Origin of the sequence: Streptomyces sp. NPDC047002 (assembly GCF_040704505.1) — a bacterium.
Taxonomy (GTDB): domain Bacteria; phylum Actinomycetota; class Actinomycetes; order Streptomycetales; family Streptomycetaceae; genus Streptomyces.
Map to the genome: position 1 here is coordinate 195,328 of NZ_JBEYWC010000003.1, position 17,119 is coordinate 212,446.

A 17,119-nucleotide genomic window follows, 5' to 3' on the forward strand; every position below is an offset into this window, starting at 1 on the left:
GTCAGTCCACCAGGTCCCTGACGACCGCGTCGGCGAGCAGGCGCCCGCGCAGGGTGAGGACCGCGCGGCCCGCGGCGTAGGGGCCGGCGGCGAGCAGCCCCTCCCGCAGGTGCCGCTCGGCGGCGCGGCGGCCCTCCGGGCGCAGCAGGGCGAGCGGTGCGCCCTCGCGCAGCCGCAGCTCCAGCATGATCCGCTCGACCCTGCGGTCCTCCGCTTCCAGCAGCTCGCGTCCCGCGCCCGGTGAGCGGCCCTGCGCGAGCGCCGCCGCGTACGCGCCGGGGTGCTTCACGTTCCACCAGCGCACGCCCCCGACGTGGCTGTGCGCGCCGGGGCCCGCGCCCCACCAGTCGGCGCCGCGCCAGTACAGCTCGTTGTGCAGGCAGCGCGCGGCGTGAGAGGTGGCCCAGTTGGAGACCTCGTACCAGCCGAAGCCCGCGGCGGACAGCGCCTCGTCCGCGATCAGGTAGCGGTCGGCGTGCTCGTCGTCGTCGGTCATCGGGACCTCGCCGCGGCGGATGCGCGCGGCCAGCCTGGTGCCCTCCTCCACGATCAGCGCGTACGCGGAGACGTGGTCGGGTCCCGCGCCGATCGCCGCGTCGAGCGAGGCGCGCCAGTCGTCGTCGCTCTCCCCCGGCGTGCCGTAGATCAGGTCGAGGTTGACGTGCTCGAACCCGGCGGCGCGCGCCTCGGCGACGCACGCCTCGGGGCGGCCGGGCGTGTGGGTGCGGTCGAGGACGCGCAGCACGTCCTGGCGCGCGCTCTGCATGCCGAACGAGACGCGGTTGAAGCCGCCCTCCCGCAGCGCCGCCAGACAGGCCGGGTCGACGGAGTCCGGGTTGGCCTCCGTGGTGACCTCCGCGTCGTCGGCGAGCCCGAACTCGTCGCGTACGGCGTCGAGCATCCGCACCAGGTCGGCCGGGTCGAGCAGGGTCGGCGTCCCGCCGCCGACGAACACCGTGCGCACCTGGCGCGGGTCGTCGCCCAGCACCTTGCGCGCCAGGCGTACCTCGTCGGCCAGGATGCCCGCGTAGTTGTCCCGGGAGGCGAGCACGCCGCCGGAGCCGCGCAGCTCGGTCGCGGTGTACGTGTTGAAGTCGCAGTAGCCGCAGCGCGAGGCGCAGTACGGAACGTGCAGGTAGAACCCGAGCGGCCGGTCGCCCGCGCCGTCGAGCGCGGACGCGGGCAGCTCACCGGTCTCGGGCACGGGGTCGCCGTCTGGCAGTGCGGAGGGCATGCGCCCATTGTCCCGCACCCGGGAGGGCTCCCCCGCCGCCTCACTCGGCCTGGAAGGCCAGGAGGGCCAGGTCGTCGTCCGGAGGCGCGGTGTCGAAGCCGTGGACCAGGCGGCGGATGTGCTCGGCGACACCCTCGGCGGGCAGCCCCGCGCAGGCGGCGAGGGCGTGGGCGAGGCCGTCGGAGTCGTCGAGCATCCGGCCGCCCGAGCGGCGCTCCGTCACCCCGTCCGTCACACAGAGCAGGGTGTCACCGGGCGCCAGGTCGAAGGTCTGGCTCTCGTACGGGGTGTTCTCCGCGATCCCCAGCAGCAGCTGTGGCTCCGCCGCGGGCCGCACGGTCCCGTCTGGCCGCAGCAGCAGCGGCAGCGGGTGGCCCGCGCTGGCCACCGTGCAGCGGGCGCCGCCGCCCGGCAGCGGCACGAGCTCCCCGTACAACAGGGAGAGGAAGCGCGGGTGGTAGCCCTCGGCCGCGGGCAGTTCCACGGGCGCCCCCGCCGGGGGCAGGCCGGCGGCGACCGCCTCGCCCGCCGCCATGGTCTCCGCCGCGCTCGCCGCCGCCATCGCGGACGCCGCCTCGGCGGCCTCGGTCGCGTCGTCGAGCAGCAGCCGGTTGAGCCGGTCGAGCACCTCGCCGACCCGGTAGCCCTCGCGGCCGAGCAGCCGCAGCCAGGGCCTGGCGAGGCCGGTGACGACGGCCGCCTCCGGGCCGCTGCCCTGCACGTCGCCGAGCATGAAGCACCAGCGGTCGCCCGGGCAGTGGAACACGTCGTAGAAGTCGCCCCCGGCGAGGCCCTCGTCGCTCGGCTCGTACACCAGGGCGCTCGCGACGCCGGGGATCTTCGCGACCCTGCTGGGCAGCAGGCCGCGCTGGAGGACGCGGCTGATGGTGGCCTGGCGGGTGTAGCGGCGTGCCGCGCCGACGGCGAGCGCGACCCGGCGGGCGAAGTCCTCCACGAGGTCGACGATCTCGTCGGCCACCGGCGCCTTGCCGGGTCTGCCGAGCAGCAGGGTGCCGACGGGTCTGCCGTTGGTGACGAGGCGGCAGGAGAGCGCGACGCCCTCCTCGCAGGCGCCCGTGCCGTCCTGCGCCCGCGCGGCGCCGCCGGGCGCGGGGACCTCGACGGGGCCCGGGTACGGCGGATCCGCGGGCCCCGGCGGACCCTTCTCCAGCGCGGCGCGCAGCGCGTCGAGCCGCGCCTCCTGCGCGTGCCAGACCCCGGCGAGCCGCGCCGATGTGCCGCTGCCGTCGAGCCAGACGGCGCACCAGGTCGCGAGCCTGGGCACCAGCAGCTGCCCGGCGAGCGCCGCCACCGTCTCCTCGTCCAGCTGCCCGGCGAGCAGGTCGGACGTCTCGGCGAGGAACGACAGGGCGCCGTGCCCGCGCCACTCGGCCTCGCCGCGGGCGCCTGGCCCGCCACGGGCGGCCTCCCCGCCCGTGCCCTCGGCCGCCTGCCCGGCGTCCTCGGGCCCCGGGCGCGGCGAGAGCCGCGCGGCCGCGCCGGTGCCGTCGAGCGCGATCCTCGCCCACACCGTCTTGAGGCCGGTGCGGTAGGTGACGCCCCACCGCTCCGCGAGCGACGCGACGATCTGCAGGCCGCGCCCGTACTCCGCCGTGTACGGGCCCGAGCGGCGGTACGGCGTGCCGGGGTCGGCGGGCGAGCGCGCGGGGTGGTGGTCGGAGACCTCCACGAGCAGCGCGGGCGACTCCTCCTCGCCGCCCTGCGCCCAGGCGGCGAGGGGCTCCATCAGCCGGCAGCGGACCTCGACGTTCGTGCCCGCGTGCACCACGGCGTTGGTGACCAGCTCGTCGGCGACCAGCGCCGCGTCGTCCGCGAGCAGGTCGGTGCTGTGCCCGCCCGGCGGACACACCGCGCCGCGCCGAGCACCGTCGGCGGCGGCCGCGCCTGCGGCCCCTGAGATGCCTTCCGGCAGGTCGGGTGCGGCGGGCGGTGCCTGGTCCTGTGCCGCCGCGGTGTGCGGGCCCGCGGGTGCCGGGGTCCTGCCGGTGTCCGGCGCCGCGGCCGGGTCCTGGCCGGTCTCGGGCGCGGCGCCGCAGAAGGCGCAGGCGCCGAGCAGGCCGAGCGCGGTCCACTCGGCGAGGGCGGCGCGGACCAGGCGGCGGGCCTCGGCGGGCGCGACCGGGTCGCTCTCCAGGCTGATGCGGACGAACGGCGGCGGCCCTGCCGCCCCTGCAAGCGGCCCGCGCGGGGCGTCGGGGTCGGTCGCACGCTGGATCGGAATGGGCCCCACTGCGGCTCCCGCGTCCGGTTGTCTGCTGCGTGTGCGCGCACCGCCACGGCACGCCCTGCCGGTGTGATGCGGCAAGGGTGGCAGACGGACTCCGCCCGCGTACGTCAAGTCACCGAAAAGGGCGGGGATGCGGCATACCTGACCCGGAAAACACGGAAGAGGGCGGATCCGGGCGGGACATCCGTCCCGCCCGGATCCGCCCTTTGCCTGAGCCCGGGTACGCCCGAAGCGGTCAGCTCTCGCGCGTTCCCGCGTACATGTCCTCGATCAGCTCGGAGTACTCGCGCTCCACCACGGGCCGCTTCAGCTTGAGGCTCGGCGTCAGCTCGCCGTGCTCGATGTCGAGGTCGCGCGGCAGCAGCCGGAACTTGCGGATCGCCTGCCAGCGCTGGAGCCCGTCGTTGAGGCGCTGGACGTAGCCGTCGATCAGCCGCTCCGTCTCCGGCGCCGCCATGACCTCCGCGTACGGCCTCCCGCCGAGGTTGTGCTCGGCCGCCCACTCCATGATCGTGGGCTCCTCCAGGGTGATCAGGGCGCTGCAGAAGTTACGGCCGCCGCCGATCACCAGGATGTTGGAGACGAACGGGCAGACCGCCTTGAACTGGGTCTCCACCTCGGCGGGCGAGATGTACTTGCCGCCCGAGGTCTTGATGAGGTCCTTCTTGCGGTCGGTGATCTTCAGATACCCGTCGGTGGACAGCTCCCCGATGTCGCCGGTGTGGAACCAGCCGTCCTCCTCGAGCACCTCGGCCGTCTTGTCCGGCAGGCCGTGGTAGCCGACCATGACCGCGGGGTTGCGGATCAGGATCTCGCCGTCGTCGGCGATGCGGACCTCGGTGCCCGGCATGGGCTTGCCGACCGTGCCGGTGCGCAGCGCGACCCCCGGGTTGACGAAGCAGGCGGCGCTGGTCTCGGTCAGCCCGTACCCCTCCAGGATGGGCACGCCCGCGCCGGAGAAGAAGAAGCTGATCTCGGGGGCGAGCGCCGCCGAGCCGGAGACCGCGGCGCGCAGCCGCCCGCCGAACGCCTCCCTGATCTTGGCGAAGACGAGGGCGTCGGCGACCTTGTGCTTGGCGGCGAGCGCGAACGGCAGAGAGCTGTTGCCGGTGCGCTGGAAGTTCTCCTGGGAGACCCGCGCGGACTCGCGGGCGACCTCCGCGGCCCACTTGAAGATCCGGTACTTGGCCGCGCCGCCGGCGCGCGCCTTGGCGGCGACGCCGTTGTAGACCTTCTCGAAGATCCGCGGCACGGCGGCCATGTACGTGGGCCTGACGACCGGCAGATTCTCGATGATCTTGTCGACGCGGCCGTCGACCGCGGTGACGTGGCCGACCTCGATCTGCCCGGAGGTGAGCATCTTGCCGAAGACGTGCGCGAGCGGCAGCCACAGGTACTGCACGTCCTCCGCGGAGATCAGCCCCGTGCCCGCCATCGCCTTCGCCATGTACGACCAGGAGTCGTGGCGGAGCCGTACGCCCTTGGGGCGGCCCGTGGTGCCCGAGGTGTAGATGAGGGTGGCGAGCTGGTCGGCCTTGAGGGCTTCGATCCGCTCCCGCACGACCCCGGGGTGCACGGCGAGCTCCTGGTGGCCGAGCTTCTCCACGGAGTCGAGGGAGAGCACCCAGCCCTCGGGGTCGCCGGCCTCGGGCACGGCGTCGACCGCCTCGATCACCACGACATGCGTCAGCTCGGGCAGTTCGGCGCGGTGCGCCCGCACCTTGGCGAGCTGAGCGGCGTCCTCCGCGATCAGCACGCGGCTGCCGGAGTCGGAGAGGATGAAGACGGACTCGTCTGCGTTGGTCGACGGGTAGATGGTGGTCGTGGCGGCGCCCGCGCACATCACCCCGAAGTCGGCGAGGATCCACTCGATGCGGGTGGAGCTCGCGAGGGCGACGCGCTCCTCGGGCTGCACGCCGAGCGCGACGAGCCCCGCGGCGATGGCGTACACGCGCTGGGCGGTGTCACCCCAGGTCAGTGAGTTCCAGGTGTCGGGGCCGTGGCCCGATGCGGGAGGAACCGGGTACCGGAAGGCGTCGGCCTCCGGCGTGGCGGCCACGCGCTCAATGAAGAGGGTCGCCACGGAGGGCGGCCGGTTCTCGATCAAGTTCTGGGTGTCGCTCACGGCTTCCTCCGGAACCGTACGGGTCGTACCGCACGATGCTTCTGATCATGAGACGTATGGCGTTCGACTGATTGACCGACCGACAAGTAGCTACCGATCGGTAATCAGACTAGGGGTCCGGCCCCTACCGCGTAAGAGGGGCGACATTTCCCACACAACCGTGTGCGCCGCCGCGCCCGGACACATCGCAGGACATCCGGACATGGCGGAGGGCCCCCGCCGCGCCCGCGCGCGCCGGAGGCCCTCCGCCGTTCACCCGCCCCGCTACTTCTTCGCCTTGCCCGCGGACGCGTCGTCGCTGGAGAGCACCGCGATGAACGCCTCCTGCGGCACCTCCACGCTGCCGACCATCTTCATCCGCTTCTTGCCCTCCTTCTGCTTCTCCAGCAGCTTGCGCTTGCGGGAGATGTCTCCGCCGTAGCACTTCGCGAGGACGTCCTTGCGGATGGCGCGGATGGTCTCGCGCGCGATGACGCGCGAGCCGATCGCCGCCTGCACCGGGACCTCGAACGCCTGCCGCGGGATCAGCTCGCGCAGCTTGGCGACGAGCCGCACGCCGTAGGCGTACGCCTGGTCGCGGTGGGTGATCGCGGAGAAGGCGTCGACCTTGTCGCCGTGCAGCAGGATGTCGACCTTCACCAGCTGCGCCGACTGCTCGCCGGTGGGCTCGTAGTCGAGCGAGGCGTAGCCGCGCGTTTTGGACTTCAGCTGGTCGAAGAAGTCGAAGACGATCTCGGCGAGGGGCAGGGTGTAGCGGATCTCGACCCGGTCCTCCGAGAGGTAGTCCATGCCGAGGAGGGTGCCGCGCCGGCTCTGGCACAGCTCCATGATCGAGCCGATGAACTCGCTCGGCGCGAGGATGGTCGCCCTGACGACCGGTTCGAAGACCTCGTCGATCTTGCCCTCGGGGAACTCGCTCGGATTGGTGACGGTGTGCTCCTTGCCGTCCTCCATCACCACCCGGTAGACGACGTTGGGCGCGGTCGCGATCAGGTCGAGGCCGAACTCGCGCTCCAGGCGCTCCCGGATCACGTCCAGGTGCAGCAGCCCCAGGAAGCCGACGCGGAAGCCGAAGCCGAGCGCCGCGGACGTCTCCGGCTCGTAGACCAGCGCGGCGTCGTTGAGCTGGAGCTTCTCCAGGGCGTCCCGCAGCTCCGGGTAGTCGGAGCCGTCCAGCGGGTAGAGCCCGGAGAACACCATGGGCTTGGGGTCCTTGTAGCCGCCGAGCGGCTTCTCCGCGCCCTTGGACTGCGCGGTGATCGTGTCGCCGACCTTGGACTGGCGCACGTCCTTCACACCGGTGATCAGATAGCCGACCTCGCCGACGCCGAGGCCGTCGGCCGGCAGCATCTCCGGCGAGTTGGCGCCGATCTCCAGCAGCTCGTGGGTGGCGCCGCTCGACATCATCCGGATGCGCTCGCGCTTGTTGAGCCGGCCGTCGACGACCCTCACGTACGTGACGACGCCGCGGTACGAGTCGTACACCGAGTCGAAGATCATCGCGCGGGCGGGCGCGTCCACGACGCCGACGGGCGCCGGCACCTCGGAGACGACCCGGTCGAGCAGCGCCTCCACGCCGAGCCCGGTCTTGGCCGAGACCTTGAGCACGTCGTCGGGGTCGCAGCCGATCAGGTTCGCCAGTTCCTCGGAGAACTTCTCCGGCTGCGCGGCCGGCAGGTCGATCTTGTTGAGGACGGGGACGATCGTGAGGTCGTTCTCCATCGCCAGGTAGAGGTTGGCGAGGGTCTGCGCCTCGATGCCCTGCGCGGCGTCGACCAGCAGGACCGTGCCCTCGCAGGCGGCGAGCGAGCGGGACACCTCGTAGGTGAAGTCGACGTGCCCAGGGGTGTCGATCATGTTGAGGATGTGGGTCCTGCCCTGGTCCTCGCCGGTACGGGGCGCCCACGGCAGGCGGACCGCCTGGGACTTGATCGTGATGCCGCGCTCGCGCTCGATGTCCATGCGGTCGAGGTACTGGGCGCGCATCTGCCGCTGCTCGACGACGCCGGTGAGCTGGAGCATCCGGTCGGCGAGCGTGGACTTGCCGTGGTCGATGTGCGCGATGATGCAGAAGTTGCGGATCAGCGCGGGGTCGGTACGGCTGGGCTCGGGCACGTTGACGGGGGTCGCGGGCACGCAGGGTCCTGATTCTTGAGGCGCGCCGCCCCGCGGGGGCCGTGCCGCGCGGGCGGTGGTCTTCGCGCGGCTGCCTTCCTCGGGGCGCGTCGTCTCGTCTCGGGTCGACATGTGGATCGGAATCTGGAGCGGATCGATACGCAGGCTCCATCGTCCCACGGCGGACGCCCTGCGACCGATTTGGGCCGGTCATACCGGGGCTGCTAGCCTGAACAGCTGTGTCTCGCTCCGCCGTGCCCTCGTGCGCGCCGGCGCGTGCCGCACCGCCCGGTGGCGCGAGCCGCCGGCCGGTCACCACCATCATCGGCATCACCGGACCTGCAAAGGCTCTTTCGTGGCGAACATCAAGTCCCAGATCAAGCGCAACAAGACGAACGAGAAGGCGCGCCTGCGCAACAAGGCCGTCAAGTCCTCCCTGAAGACCGCGATCCGCAAGACCCGCGAGGCCGCTGCCGCGGGCGACGTCGAGAAGGCCACCGCGGCCGCCCGTGTCGCCTCCCGCGAGCTCGACAAGGCCGCGTCGAAGGGTGTCATCCACAAGAACGCCGCCGCCAACAAGAAGTCGGCGCTGGCGTCGACCGTCAACGGCATCGAGGCCTGACGCTCGTTCGTGCTCGACCTGATCGGCGGGCGGGCCGCGTCGCCGGGCGACGCGCCCAGGACAGGACCCCGGCCGATCGCCTGATCGACCCGGACAGGACCCGGCGGGCCCCTCTCTCCCGCCCCTGCTCCGGCCCCGGAGCCGCACACCGAACTGCGTTCGCCACGCGGGTGCGGTTTCCACAGCTCTCGAAGGCCCCGGCCCCCACGGCCGGGGCCTTCGGCGTGTCCGCTCCCAAGGGGGCGGAGGGATCCGGGCGCCGCCCGGGGCTTGGGCACCCGGGCGGGGGCGGGTCCTACGCCCGGGGCGGGCGGTCCGGCGCCCGGGGTGGATGGGGCTGATGTTCAGGGCAGGCGGGTCCTGCGCCCGGGGCGGGGCCGGCTCAGGGTGGGCGTGGCCTGTGCCCAGGGCCGTGCGGCGTGTGCGTGCGCGGGGCGGCGGGGTCAGCGGTGGGGGCGGGCCGCGCGGGCGATGGCGACGACCGCCTTCTCCAGGGCGTACTCGGGGTCGTCCCCGCCGCCCTTGACGCCCGCGTCCGCCTCGGCGACGGCCCGCAGCGCGACGGCGACCCCGTCGGGCGTCCAGCCGCGCATCTGCTGGCGCACCCGGTCGATCTTCCACGGCGGCATGCCCAGCTCGCGGGCGAGGTCGGCGGGCCTGCCGCCGCGCGCCGACGACAGCTTGCCGATGGCCCGTACGCCCTGCGCGAGCGCGCTGGTGATCAGCACGGGCGCGACGCCCGTCGACAGCGACCAGCGCAGCGCCTCGAGCGCCTCCGCCGCCCTGCCCTCGACGGCCCGGTCGGCGACGGTGAAGCTCGACGCCTCCGCGCGGCCCGTGTAGTAGCGGCCGACGACCGCCTCGTCGACCGTGCCCTCGATGTCGGCGGCCAGCTGCGAGACCGCGCTCGCCAGCTCCCGCAGGTCGCTGCCGATCGCGTCGACCAGCGCCTGGCACGCCTCGGGTGTGGCGGACCTGCCGAGCGCGCGGAACTCCCCGCGCACGAACGTCAGCCGCTCCGCGGGCTTGGTCGTCTTCGGGCAGGCCACCTCGCGGGCGCCCGCCTTGCGCGCCGCGTCCAGCAGCCCCTTGCCCTTGGCGCCGCCCGGGTGCAGCAGCACCAGGGTGATCTCCTCGACGGGCGAGCCGAAGTACGCCTTGATGTCCTTGACGGTGTCCGCGGACAGGTCCTGTGCGTTGCGCACGACGATGACCTTGCGCTCCGCGAACAGCGACGGGCTCGTCAGCTCGGCCAGCGTCCCCGGCTGGACCTGGTCGGCCGTGAGGTCCCGCACGTCGGTGTCGGCGTCCGCGGCCCTCGCCGCGCCCACGACCTGCTGCACCGCGCGGTCGAGGAGGAGGTCCTCCTGCCCCACGGCGAGCGTGACGGGCGCGAGGGGGTCGTCGCTTGCTGCTTTCCTGGTGGCCATCCCCGCCAGCATGGCACGCCCCACCGACAGCGCGGCCCCCGGGCGGCCTCAGGGCCGCTCCGTCCAGCCCTCCCAGGCCGCGGCGTACGCGTCGAGCTCGGCGGGGTCGAGCCGCCCGTCCGGATCCGCCACGAGCACCAGCCACTGGGCGTCCTCGGCGTCGTCCTCGCCCGCCAGGGCGTCCCGCACGATCCGCGGCTCGCCCCCGCTGCCGAACCGGTCGGCGAACCCGGCGGCCGCCTCCTCGGCGGCGTCGCGGTCCGGCAGCACCAGCAGATGTGTCACGTCGTCGTCCATGCGTCCCGCCCGCGCTCCCGGCGGCCGGCCGGCCCCGGTGCACGCCCTCCTACTTGAACTGGAGCTCCGTGCCCTTGGGCACGATCTGGATCTCCAGTTCTATCTTGATGCTCGACCCGACGACGGCGATGCCACGCGCCAGCATCGTCTGCCAGTTGATGGTGTAGTCCTCGCGGTGCAGTTCTGCCGTGGCCCGCACGGCGGCGCGCGTCTCGTTCTCCATGCCGACGCGTACGCCGCCGTAGACCGCTTCGAGGGCGACGGTCCGGGTGACGCCGTGCAGCGTCAGGGCGCCGGTGATCAGCCAGTTGTTGCCGCCCTTGTGCTGGAAGCGGTCGCTGTAGAACTCCATCGTCGGGTAGTTCTCGACGTCCAGGAAGTCGCCGGAGCGGAGGTGGTCGTCACGCATCTGCACGTTGGTGTCGATGGACGCGGCGTCGATCACCACGTGCATCGCGGAGTCCTCGATGGAGTTCCCGAGGCGTATCGCGCCGGCGAAGTTGTCGAACCGGCCGTAGACGCGCGCGAGTCCGATGTGCCGGGCGACGAACCCGATGCGGGAGTGCGCGGGTTCGATCTCCCACTCCCCCGCCGTCGGCAGCGGCAGCGAGGGCGCGGCCTGGAGCGTGATGTCGCCCAGCGAGGCGAGCTTGCTGTCCTCGGTGATCGAGGCGCTGGCCCGGTAGGGGCTGTAGCTCTCGGCGGACACCGCGACCCGGTACTCGCCCACGGGCACCATCGCAGCGACACCGCCGAAGGGGTCGGTCTCCCCGCTGACGACCTTGCGTCCCTGCGTGTCGCTGACCGTGAACTCCGCCTGGCCCACGGGCTCGCTCACAGGGTCGAGGACACGGCAGGTCAGCAGGCCCGCGCCGGGAGGGACGGAGAGTCCGGAGAGCGGGTTGTTCTTCTGGCCCGCGGCCGTCCGCCGACCGAACAAGCGGCTGATCATCTTGGCTACCCCTGTGCGCTGGACACCCCGGGGCCGAACTGCCCGGGGCCCCTGAACGGATTGGCATTCGAACACTGTTGAGCTGTGCAAGGCAAACGTACGGACGAGTAGGAACATCGGATCGTCCGCTCGCTCGACCAGCCCGATGATGGCAGACGCCCCTTTCACGCGACCGACCGGTCCGTCCCCCGGGACACCGCGCGTAGAGCGGGCCCGCTTCCCGTGACGGCGATCTCCCCGTCCGTGTCGGTGCGCAACACCACCGCTCCCCCGCTCCGCAGCGCGCCGATCGTCCGCGCCGACGGATGCCCGTACGGATTGCCGGCGCCGCACGAGACCAGCGCGAGCCGCGGCCTCAACCACCGCAGCAGCGCCGGGTCCTGGAACGAAGAACCATGGTGCGGCACCTTGAGGATGTCGACGGGCGGCAGGCCGCCGCCCCGCAGCAGGGCGCGCTGCGCGGGTGGCTCCAGGTCCCCGGGGAGCAACAGGGTGGGGCCGTGGCGGATCCGCACGAGCAGGGTGACGCTGGAGTCGTTGGGCTCGCCCGTCGCAGGTCCTCGGCCAGGGGGCGGCCACAGCTCACGCCAGGTCAGCGGGCCCACCGCCCTGCGCTCCCCCGGCGCGACGGGCGCCACCGGCACGCCGGCGGCAGCGGCCGTACGCCGGACGAACGCCGCCTCCGCGGCCGGCTCCGCGAACGTCGTCGTCTCGATCGCGGCGACCGCCCGCCCCCGCAACACACCCGGCAGGCCGGTGACATGGTCCGCGTGGAAGTGGGTGAGCACGAGCAGCGGGACCCGTGTCACGCCGAGCCCCCGCAGGCACCCGTCGACCAGTGCGGGATCGGGCCCCGCGTCCACCACGACGGCGCTGCCCGGGCCTGCGGCGAGCACCGTCGCGTCCCCCTGGCCGACGTCGCACATCGCGTACGACCAGCCGGGTGGCGGCCAGCCCGTCACCAGCCGGACGACGGGCGGCGGCCGCAGCAGCGCGAGGAGCAGCAGCACCGCGCACCCGGCGGCCGTCCAGGGCCGGTGCCGCAGTACGCGCAGCGCCACCAGCGCGCCCCCGGTCGCCAGGGCGAGCAGCGCCCCTCCCCACCCGCCGCCAGGCCAGGCCAGTTCGGCGCCTGGCAGCGCGGCTCCCGCCCTCGCCACTCCGGCGATCCAGCCGGCAGGCAGGCCCGCGAGGCGCGCCGCGGCCTCCGCGGCCGACGGGGCGAGGGGCGCCAGTGCGAGCGCCGCGAAGCCGAGCACCGTGGCGGGCGCGACGGCGAGTTCGGCCGCGAGGTTGCACGGCACCGCCACCAGGCCGACCCGCGCGGCGAACACCGCGACGACCGGGGCGCACACCGCCTGCGCGGCGCCCGCCGCCGCAAGCACCTCCGCGAGCCGCGCCGGCGCCCCGCGCGCGACGAGCGCCGCGCACCAGCGGGGGCCGAGGGTCAGCAGCGCGCCCGTGGCGAGAACCGACAGGGCGAAGCCGTAACTCCGCGCGAGCCACGGGTCGTAGAGGACGAGCCCGAGCACGGCGGCGGCCAGGGCCGGGATCAGCGACCTGCGCCGCCCGGTCGCCAGGGCGAGCAGGGTCACCAGGCCGCAGGCGGCGGCCCGCAGCACGCTCGGCTCCGGCCTGCACACCACCACGAACGCCAGCGTGAGCCCGCCGCCGAGCACCGCTGTCGTCCGCAGCGGGATGCCGAGCCCGGCCGCGAGCCCCCGCCGCTCGGCGCGCAGCGCCAGCGCGGGCGGGCCGATCAGCAGGGCGAGCACCACGTTCAGATTGCCGCCGGACACGGCCACGAGGTGCGTCAGGTCGGTGGCCCTGAACGCCGCGTCGAGATCGGGCGGGACGCGCGAGGTGTCCCCCACGACCAGGCCGGGCAGCAGGGCACGCGCGTCGGGCGGCAGCGGGTCCGTGGCGCGCCGCAGCCCCGCGCGCAGCGCACCGGCGACGCGCTGCGGCCAGGACGGCGGCCCCGCCACCGCGGGCGGCAGGTCCGCGGACACCGGACGCACCAGCGCCGCATGCGCCGGGTCGTCGGCGAACGGCGGCGCGAACCCGGCGGTCAGGCGCAGCCTGGTGGAGGGCAGCAGTGCCCGCCAGGCGCTCCGGCGCGCTCCCGGGTCGACGAACACGAGGACGGGCGTCCTGGTCTCCGTGGCGGGGCCGCCCCGGGACGCCACCCGCACCACGTCGGCCTCGAACATCAGCTGCGCCGCCGTGAGATGGTCACCACTGACCTTCTGGCGCACCGGCCGCGGGTCGGACCTGACGGCCAGCTCGACCTCGGCCCTCCCGTACCGCTCCGCGAGCCGTGGGACGGGCCCGCGCCGCACGTCGGCCGCGTGCAGCGCAGCGGAGACGGTGCCCGCCGCGGCGCAGCACAGGGCGGCGACGGCGACCATGGCCCACGCACGCCCCGGCCTGCGCCGCATCGCGAGCACGGCCGCCACGGCCAGCAGCCCGGCAGCTCCGGCCGCCGCCCACCGGCCGGGCACGGCGAGCGCGACGCCCGCAGCGCCCCACGTGGCCAGCGCGGGCGGCACGAGCCGCAGGTCCATGGGCCCCTCGGGCCGCGGATTCCCGTCCCCGAGCCGGTGCCGCTGCCCCGCTTCCTGGGGCGGCCCCGCCGCGAGGGCGCCGGTCCCCGGCACTCCTGCGCCGCTCCGCGCGGCGCCGGGGGCGCCCGCCCGGCGGGTCACGGCCGCACCAGCTTTTCGAGGTCGGCGAAGCGGCGGTCGCCGATGCCGCCGACCTCGCGCAGCTCGTCGACCGACCGGAAACCGCCGTTCTGCGCGCGGTAGTCGAGAATGTGCTGCGCCAGCACGGGGCCGACCCCCGGCAGGGTGTCGAGCTGGTCGGCGGTGGCCGTGCTGAGGCTGAGCGGCTGGCTTCCTGGGGCTCCCGGCACGCCGGGGGCGCCGGAGCCCGCGGGCGGCGCGGGAACGGCGCCCTGCGGCGCGCCCACGACCACCTGTTCGCCGTCGGTCAGCACCCGCGCCCTGTTCAGCCCGGTGAGGTCCGTGCCCTCCTCGGGGCCGCCCGCCGCGCGCAGCGCGTCCTCCACCCTCGACCCCGCGGGCAGCCGCAGCACCCCGGGGTGGCGTACGGCCCCGGCCAGGTCGACCACGACCCTGCCGCCACCCGGCCCCGCCGAGGGCGCCGCGGGCGGCGGCCCCGGGGCGGGCGCGGGCCCGGTATCCGGCGGGCCGGCGGGACGCCCGGCGGACGCGTCGTGCGCGGCGCCCACGGTCACCGGCGCGCTCACCGCGCGGGGGCGGCCGAGCCAGAAGTGCTGGACGGCGAGGAGCGCCGCGGTCACGAGCACGGCGCCGAGCGCGGCCACGGCCCTCGGCCTCAGCCCGAAGCGGGGCAGCGCCCACGGCGGCAGCCGGTCCCGCAGGGCGGGCAGCAGGCGCCCGCGCAGGGACAGGGGGAAGGAGGGAGAGGGGGAGGGCGTAAGGGGCGGGGGCAGCGGCCGGCGGGCGCCGTCGTCCGCCGCACGGTCGGCCTCTCCCGGAGCCGGCCCGGACTCCGGCGGGTCTCGCGGGGCGGGGTCCGGCTCCTGCGGCCGCCGCGGTCCGTTCCCGAACAGGGCGGCGGCCCGGTCCCGCACCGCGCCCGGCAGGGGGTCGCCTCCGGCCGTGGACACCGGGCCGCCCTCCGCGTACAGGGTGCGCCCGGCGGCTCGCCGCGCCCGCGCGAGCGCGCGGGGACCCGGCGCGCGGACGCCGGGAAGCCGCACGGCGGGACGGCGGGCGCCGGGGCCGCGGCCGGGGTCACGTTCGCGGTCACGGAGAGGACGCGGCGCACGGACGGCGGAGGGACGGGGGCGGGGGCGGACACGGAGCGTGGTCATGCCTCCACGCTAGGGATTTCCCCACCCCCGCGATGATCTTGGTCGACCTCCTGTGGACAACCCGCCGACTGTGGACAACCCCGCCACCCGTACGAGCGAACGCCCGCGCCAGAACCGCTCTCCCGGCCCCGTACACACCCCGCCGCCCGGCCACCCCGGCGTCAGCGGCCCCGGCGGCCCCGGCGGCCCCTCGCCCGGCGCCGCCGTCACCCGCCACCCTCGCCCGGCGTCCCGCCGCCTCACCCCCGTCTGCGCGGCGGCTCCGCCAGCCGGTCGCCGGACAGCAGCGTGCCCGCCTGCTTGACGTGCTGGAGCACGGGTGAGACCTCCACGCTCTGGAGCCCGGCGAGCGAGCCGATGCACTCCGAGGTGAACTCGAAGAGTTCGTCGAGGTCCCGGCAGTGGGCGACGGCGTGGACGTTGGAGGGACCGGAGACCGCGGCGGCGAAGGCGATCGACGGCTCGCGCGCGAGGGCGCGCCCGACGTCCTTCACCGCCGACGGGTGGACCCGCAGCCAGAGGTTCGCCCGGGTGCGGTAGCCGAGCGCGGCCGCCGCGATCTCCACGTCGACGGTGACGACGCGGCTCAGCAGCAGCGCGTGCAGGCGGCGCGACACCCGCCCGGGGGTCGAATCGGCCGCGGCGGCGAGCGCCACGAGCCCCGCGCGGCCGTCGGCGGCGAGCGCGCCGAGGATCGCCTCGTCCTCCGTGCCGAGCCGCACCGGGGCCCGGGCGACGACGGGCGCCTCGGTGAACGGCGTGCCCGCGCTCCCGAGCGCGGCCTCCTGCTCGGCGGTGAGCACACCGTCAAGCGCGGCCCAGTAGTGGCCGCGGCCACCCATGAACTGCCGCAGCATCGCGAAGGAGTTGATGTCGAGCACCGCCGCCGTGCGCGGGAGCCGCCGGCCGAGCAGGTCCTCGCGCTGCTCCTCGCTCCGCGACTGGGTCGCGCAGGTGATCTCGCAGCCCGCGGCGCTCACCGCCACCCAGTTGACGTCGTCGCGCCGCGCGAGCGCGTCGGCGATCGCCGTGGCGCTGCCGGGGCGGCAGCGCAGCCGCACCAGCCACCGGCTCTGGCCCAGCGCGCCGGGGTCGACCACGCCTGCGACACGGATGACGCCGTCCGCGCGAAGGCGCCGGTAGCGGCGGTTGACGGCGCTCTCGGCGGGCCCGAGGCGCCGTACACCGTCGAGGAGAGCGCCCCGCTGCTGGTGGACGTCCTGCTGTCGAGGATCGGCACGCCGGGGCTCGCGTACCTGAACCGCACCGGCGGCACCGTGCCCTGGTGAACAGGACGCCGTACGGCGGACAGCGGAGCGCGGAACTGCTCAGCGCGGTGACACCACAGCGCCGAGCAGCCCGGGCCCTGTGTGCGCGCCGATCACCGCGCCGACCTCGCTGACGTGCAGCTCTCCCAGACCCGGCACCCGGTCCCCCAGTTGCTCGGCGAGGGCCGCCGCGCGCTCCGGGGCCGCCAGGTGGTGCACCGCGATGTCGACCTCGCCCGCGCCCGCGCGCTCCACGACGATGTCCCGCAGCCGCCCGATGGCCTTGGACGCGGTGCGCACCTTCTCCAGCAGCTCGATCCGCCCCTCGTCGAGGTGGAGCAGCGGCTTGACCGCGAGCGCCGACCCCAGCAGGGCCTGCGCGGCGCCGATCCGGCCGCCGCGCCGCAGGTAGTCGAGAGTGTCGACGTAGAAGTAGGCGGAGGTCGCCCTCGCGCGCTTCTCCGCGGCCGCGACCGCCTCGTCGAGCGTGCCGCCGGTCTCCGCGACCTGGGCCGCCTCCAGCGCACAGAAGCCGAGCGCCATCGCCACCACACCGGTGTCCAGGACCCGTACGGGCACGGGCGCGTCCCTTGCGGCCAGCACCGCCGCGTCGTACGTGCCGGAGAACTCGGCGGACAGGTGCAGCGACACCACTCCCGTCGCGCCGGACCCGGCGGCCGCGCGGTAGGCCGCGGCGAAGGTCTCGGGGCTCGGCCTCGACGTGGTCACGGAGCGGCGCTTGCGCAGCGCCTCGGCCACCGCGCCCGCGGAGACCTCGCTGCCGTCCTCCAGCGCCTCGTCGCCGAGCACGACGGTCAGCGGCACCGCCGTGATGCCGTGCCGCCGCATCGTCTGAGGGGGCAGGTAGGCCGTGGAATCGGTGACGATGGCGACATGGCGGGACATGCCCCGGAGGTTACCCGCAGCCGCTCCCCCCAGACGGCCCAGGGCCCCGCAGAACCG

Annotated in this window: 12 protein-coding genes and 1 pseudogene; 2 read left to right on the forward strand and 11 right to left on the reverse strand. The window is 74.9% G+C overall.

Annotated elements, in window-relative coordinates; translation table 11 throughout:
• Position 1: 1 nt before the first annotated feature.
• The 4 genes from hemW to lepA all read right to left on the reverse strand — a co-directional run bounded on the left by hemW (position 2) and on the right by lepA (position 7,743).
• Entirely contained in the window at positions 2-1,234 is a 1,233-nt protein-coding gene (hemW, locus tag AB0910_RS05390) for a radical SAM family heme chaperone HemW (RefSeq protein ID WP_366743187.1), read from the reverse strand.
• 40 nt (positions 1,235-1,274) lie between these two features.
• Positions 1,275-3,104, reverse strand: a complete 1,830-nt coding sequence (locus AB0910_RS05395) for a SpoIIE family protein phosphatase (RefSeq protein WP_366743269.1) — start codon at positions 3,102-3,104, stop codon at positions 1,275-1,277.
• A 613-nt stretch (positions 3,105-3,717) separates the two neighbouring features.
• Complete coding sequence (locus tag AB0910_RS05400) at positions 3,718-5,607, reverse strand: AMP-binding protein (protein ID WP_366743188.1); 1,890 nt, start codon at positions 5,605-5,607, stop codon at positions 3,718-3,720.
• Positions 5,608-5,871: 264 nt separating this feature from the next.
• Positions 5,872-7,743: a translation elongation factor 4 gene (gene lepA / locus AB0910_RS05405; RefSeq protein WP_366743189.1), complete on the reverse strand. Its 1,872-nt coding sequence runs from the start codon at positions 7,741-7,743 to the stop codon at positions 5,872-5,874.
• Between the two features lie 334 nt (positions 7,744-8,077).
• On the opposite strand from lepA, the gene rpsT reads away from it, so the two are divergent.
• Positions 8,078-8,344 (forward strand): 30S ribosomal protein S20, encoded by a 267-nt coding sequence (gene rpsT, locus AB0910_RS05410; protein ID WP_366743190.1) that lies wholly within the window; start codon positions 8,078-8,080, stop codon positions 8,342-8,344.
• A gap of 443 nt (positions 8,345-8,787) precedes the next feature.
• Here the strand turns inward: rpsT and holA are convergent, their stop codons facing one another.
• The 6 genes from holA to AB0910_RS05440 form a co-directional block, all read right to left on the reverse strand.
• Positions 8,788-9,774 carry a DNA polymerase III subunit delta gene (holA, locus tag AB0910_RS05415; RefSeq protein WP_366743191.1) on the reverse strand — a complete coding sequence of 329 codons (987 nt, stop codon included), beginning with the start codon at positions 9,772-9,774 and terminating at the stop codon, positions 8,788-8,790.
• Between the two features lie 48 nt (positions 9,775-9,822).
• Positions 9,823-10,071 (reverse strand): hypothetical protein, encoded by a 249-nt coding sequence (locus tag AB0910_RS05420; protein WP_366743192.1) that lies wholly within the window; start codon positions 10,069-10,071, stop codon positions 9,823-9,825.
• 49 nt (positions 10,072-10,120) lie between these two features.
• Entirely contained in the window at positions 10,121-11,023 is a 903-nt protein-coding gene (locus AB0910_RS05425; RefSeq protein ID WP_366743193.1) for a YceI family protein, read from the reverse strand.
• A gap of 164 nt (positions 11,024-11,187) precedes the next feature.
• Positions 11,188-13,683: a ComEC/Rec2 family competence protein gene (locus AB0910_RS05430; protein WP_366743194.1), complete on the reverse strand. Its 2,496-nt coding sequence runs from the start codon at positions 13,681-13,683 to the stop codon at positions 11,188-11,190.
• Positions 13,684-13,727: 44 nt separating this feature from the next.
• Positions 13,728-14,681 carry a ComEA family DNA-binding protein gene (locus AB0910_RS05435; protein ID WP_366743195.1) on the reverse strand — a complete coding sequence of 318 codons (954 nt, stop codon included), beginning with the start codon at positions 14,679-14,681 and terminating at the stop codon, positions 13,728-13,730.
• Between the two features lie 446 nt (positions 14,682-15,127).
• Entirely contained in the window at positions 15,128-15,988 is an 861-nt protein-coding gene (locus AB0910_RS05440; RefSeq protein ID WP_366743196.1) for an Lrp/AsnC family transcriptional regulator, read from the reverse strand.
• A 57-nt stretch (positions 15,989-16,045) separates the two neighbouring features.
• Between AB0910_RS05440 and AB0910_RS05445 the strand changes: the two are divergent.
• Positions 16,046-16,177: pseudogene (locus AB0910_RS05445) on the forward strand (3-oxoacyl-ACP reductase); the annotation flags it as partial.
• Positions 16,178-16,216: 39 nt separating this feature from the next.
• On the opposite strand, the gene AB0910_RS05450 reads toward AB0910_RS05445, so the two are convergent.
• On the reverse strand, positions 16,217-17,062 hold the full coding sequence (locus AB0910_RS05450) for a DegV family protein (RefSeq protein WP_366743197.1): 846 nt from the start codon (positions 17,060-17,062) through the stop codon (positions 16,217-16,219).
• Between the last annotated feature and the right edge of the window lie 57 nt (positions 17,063-17,119).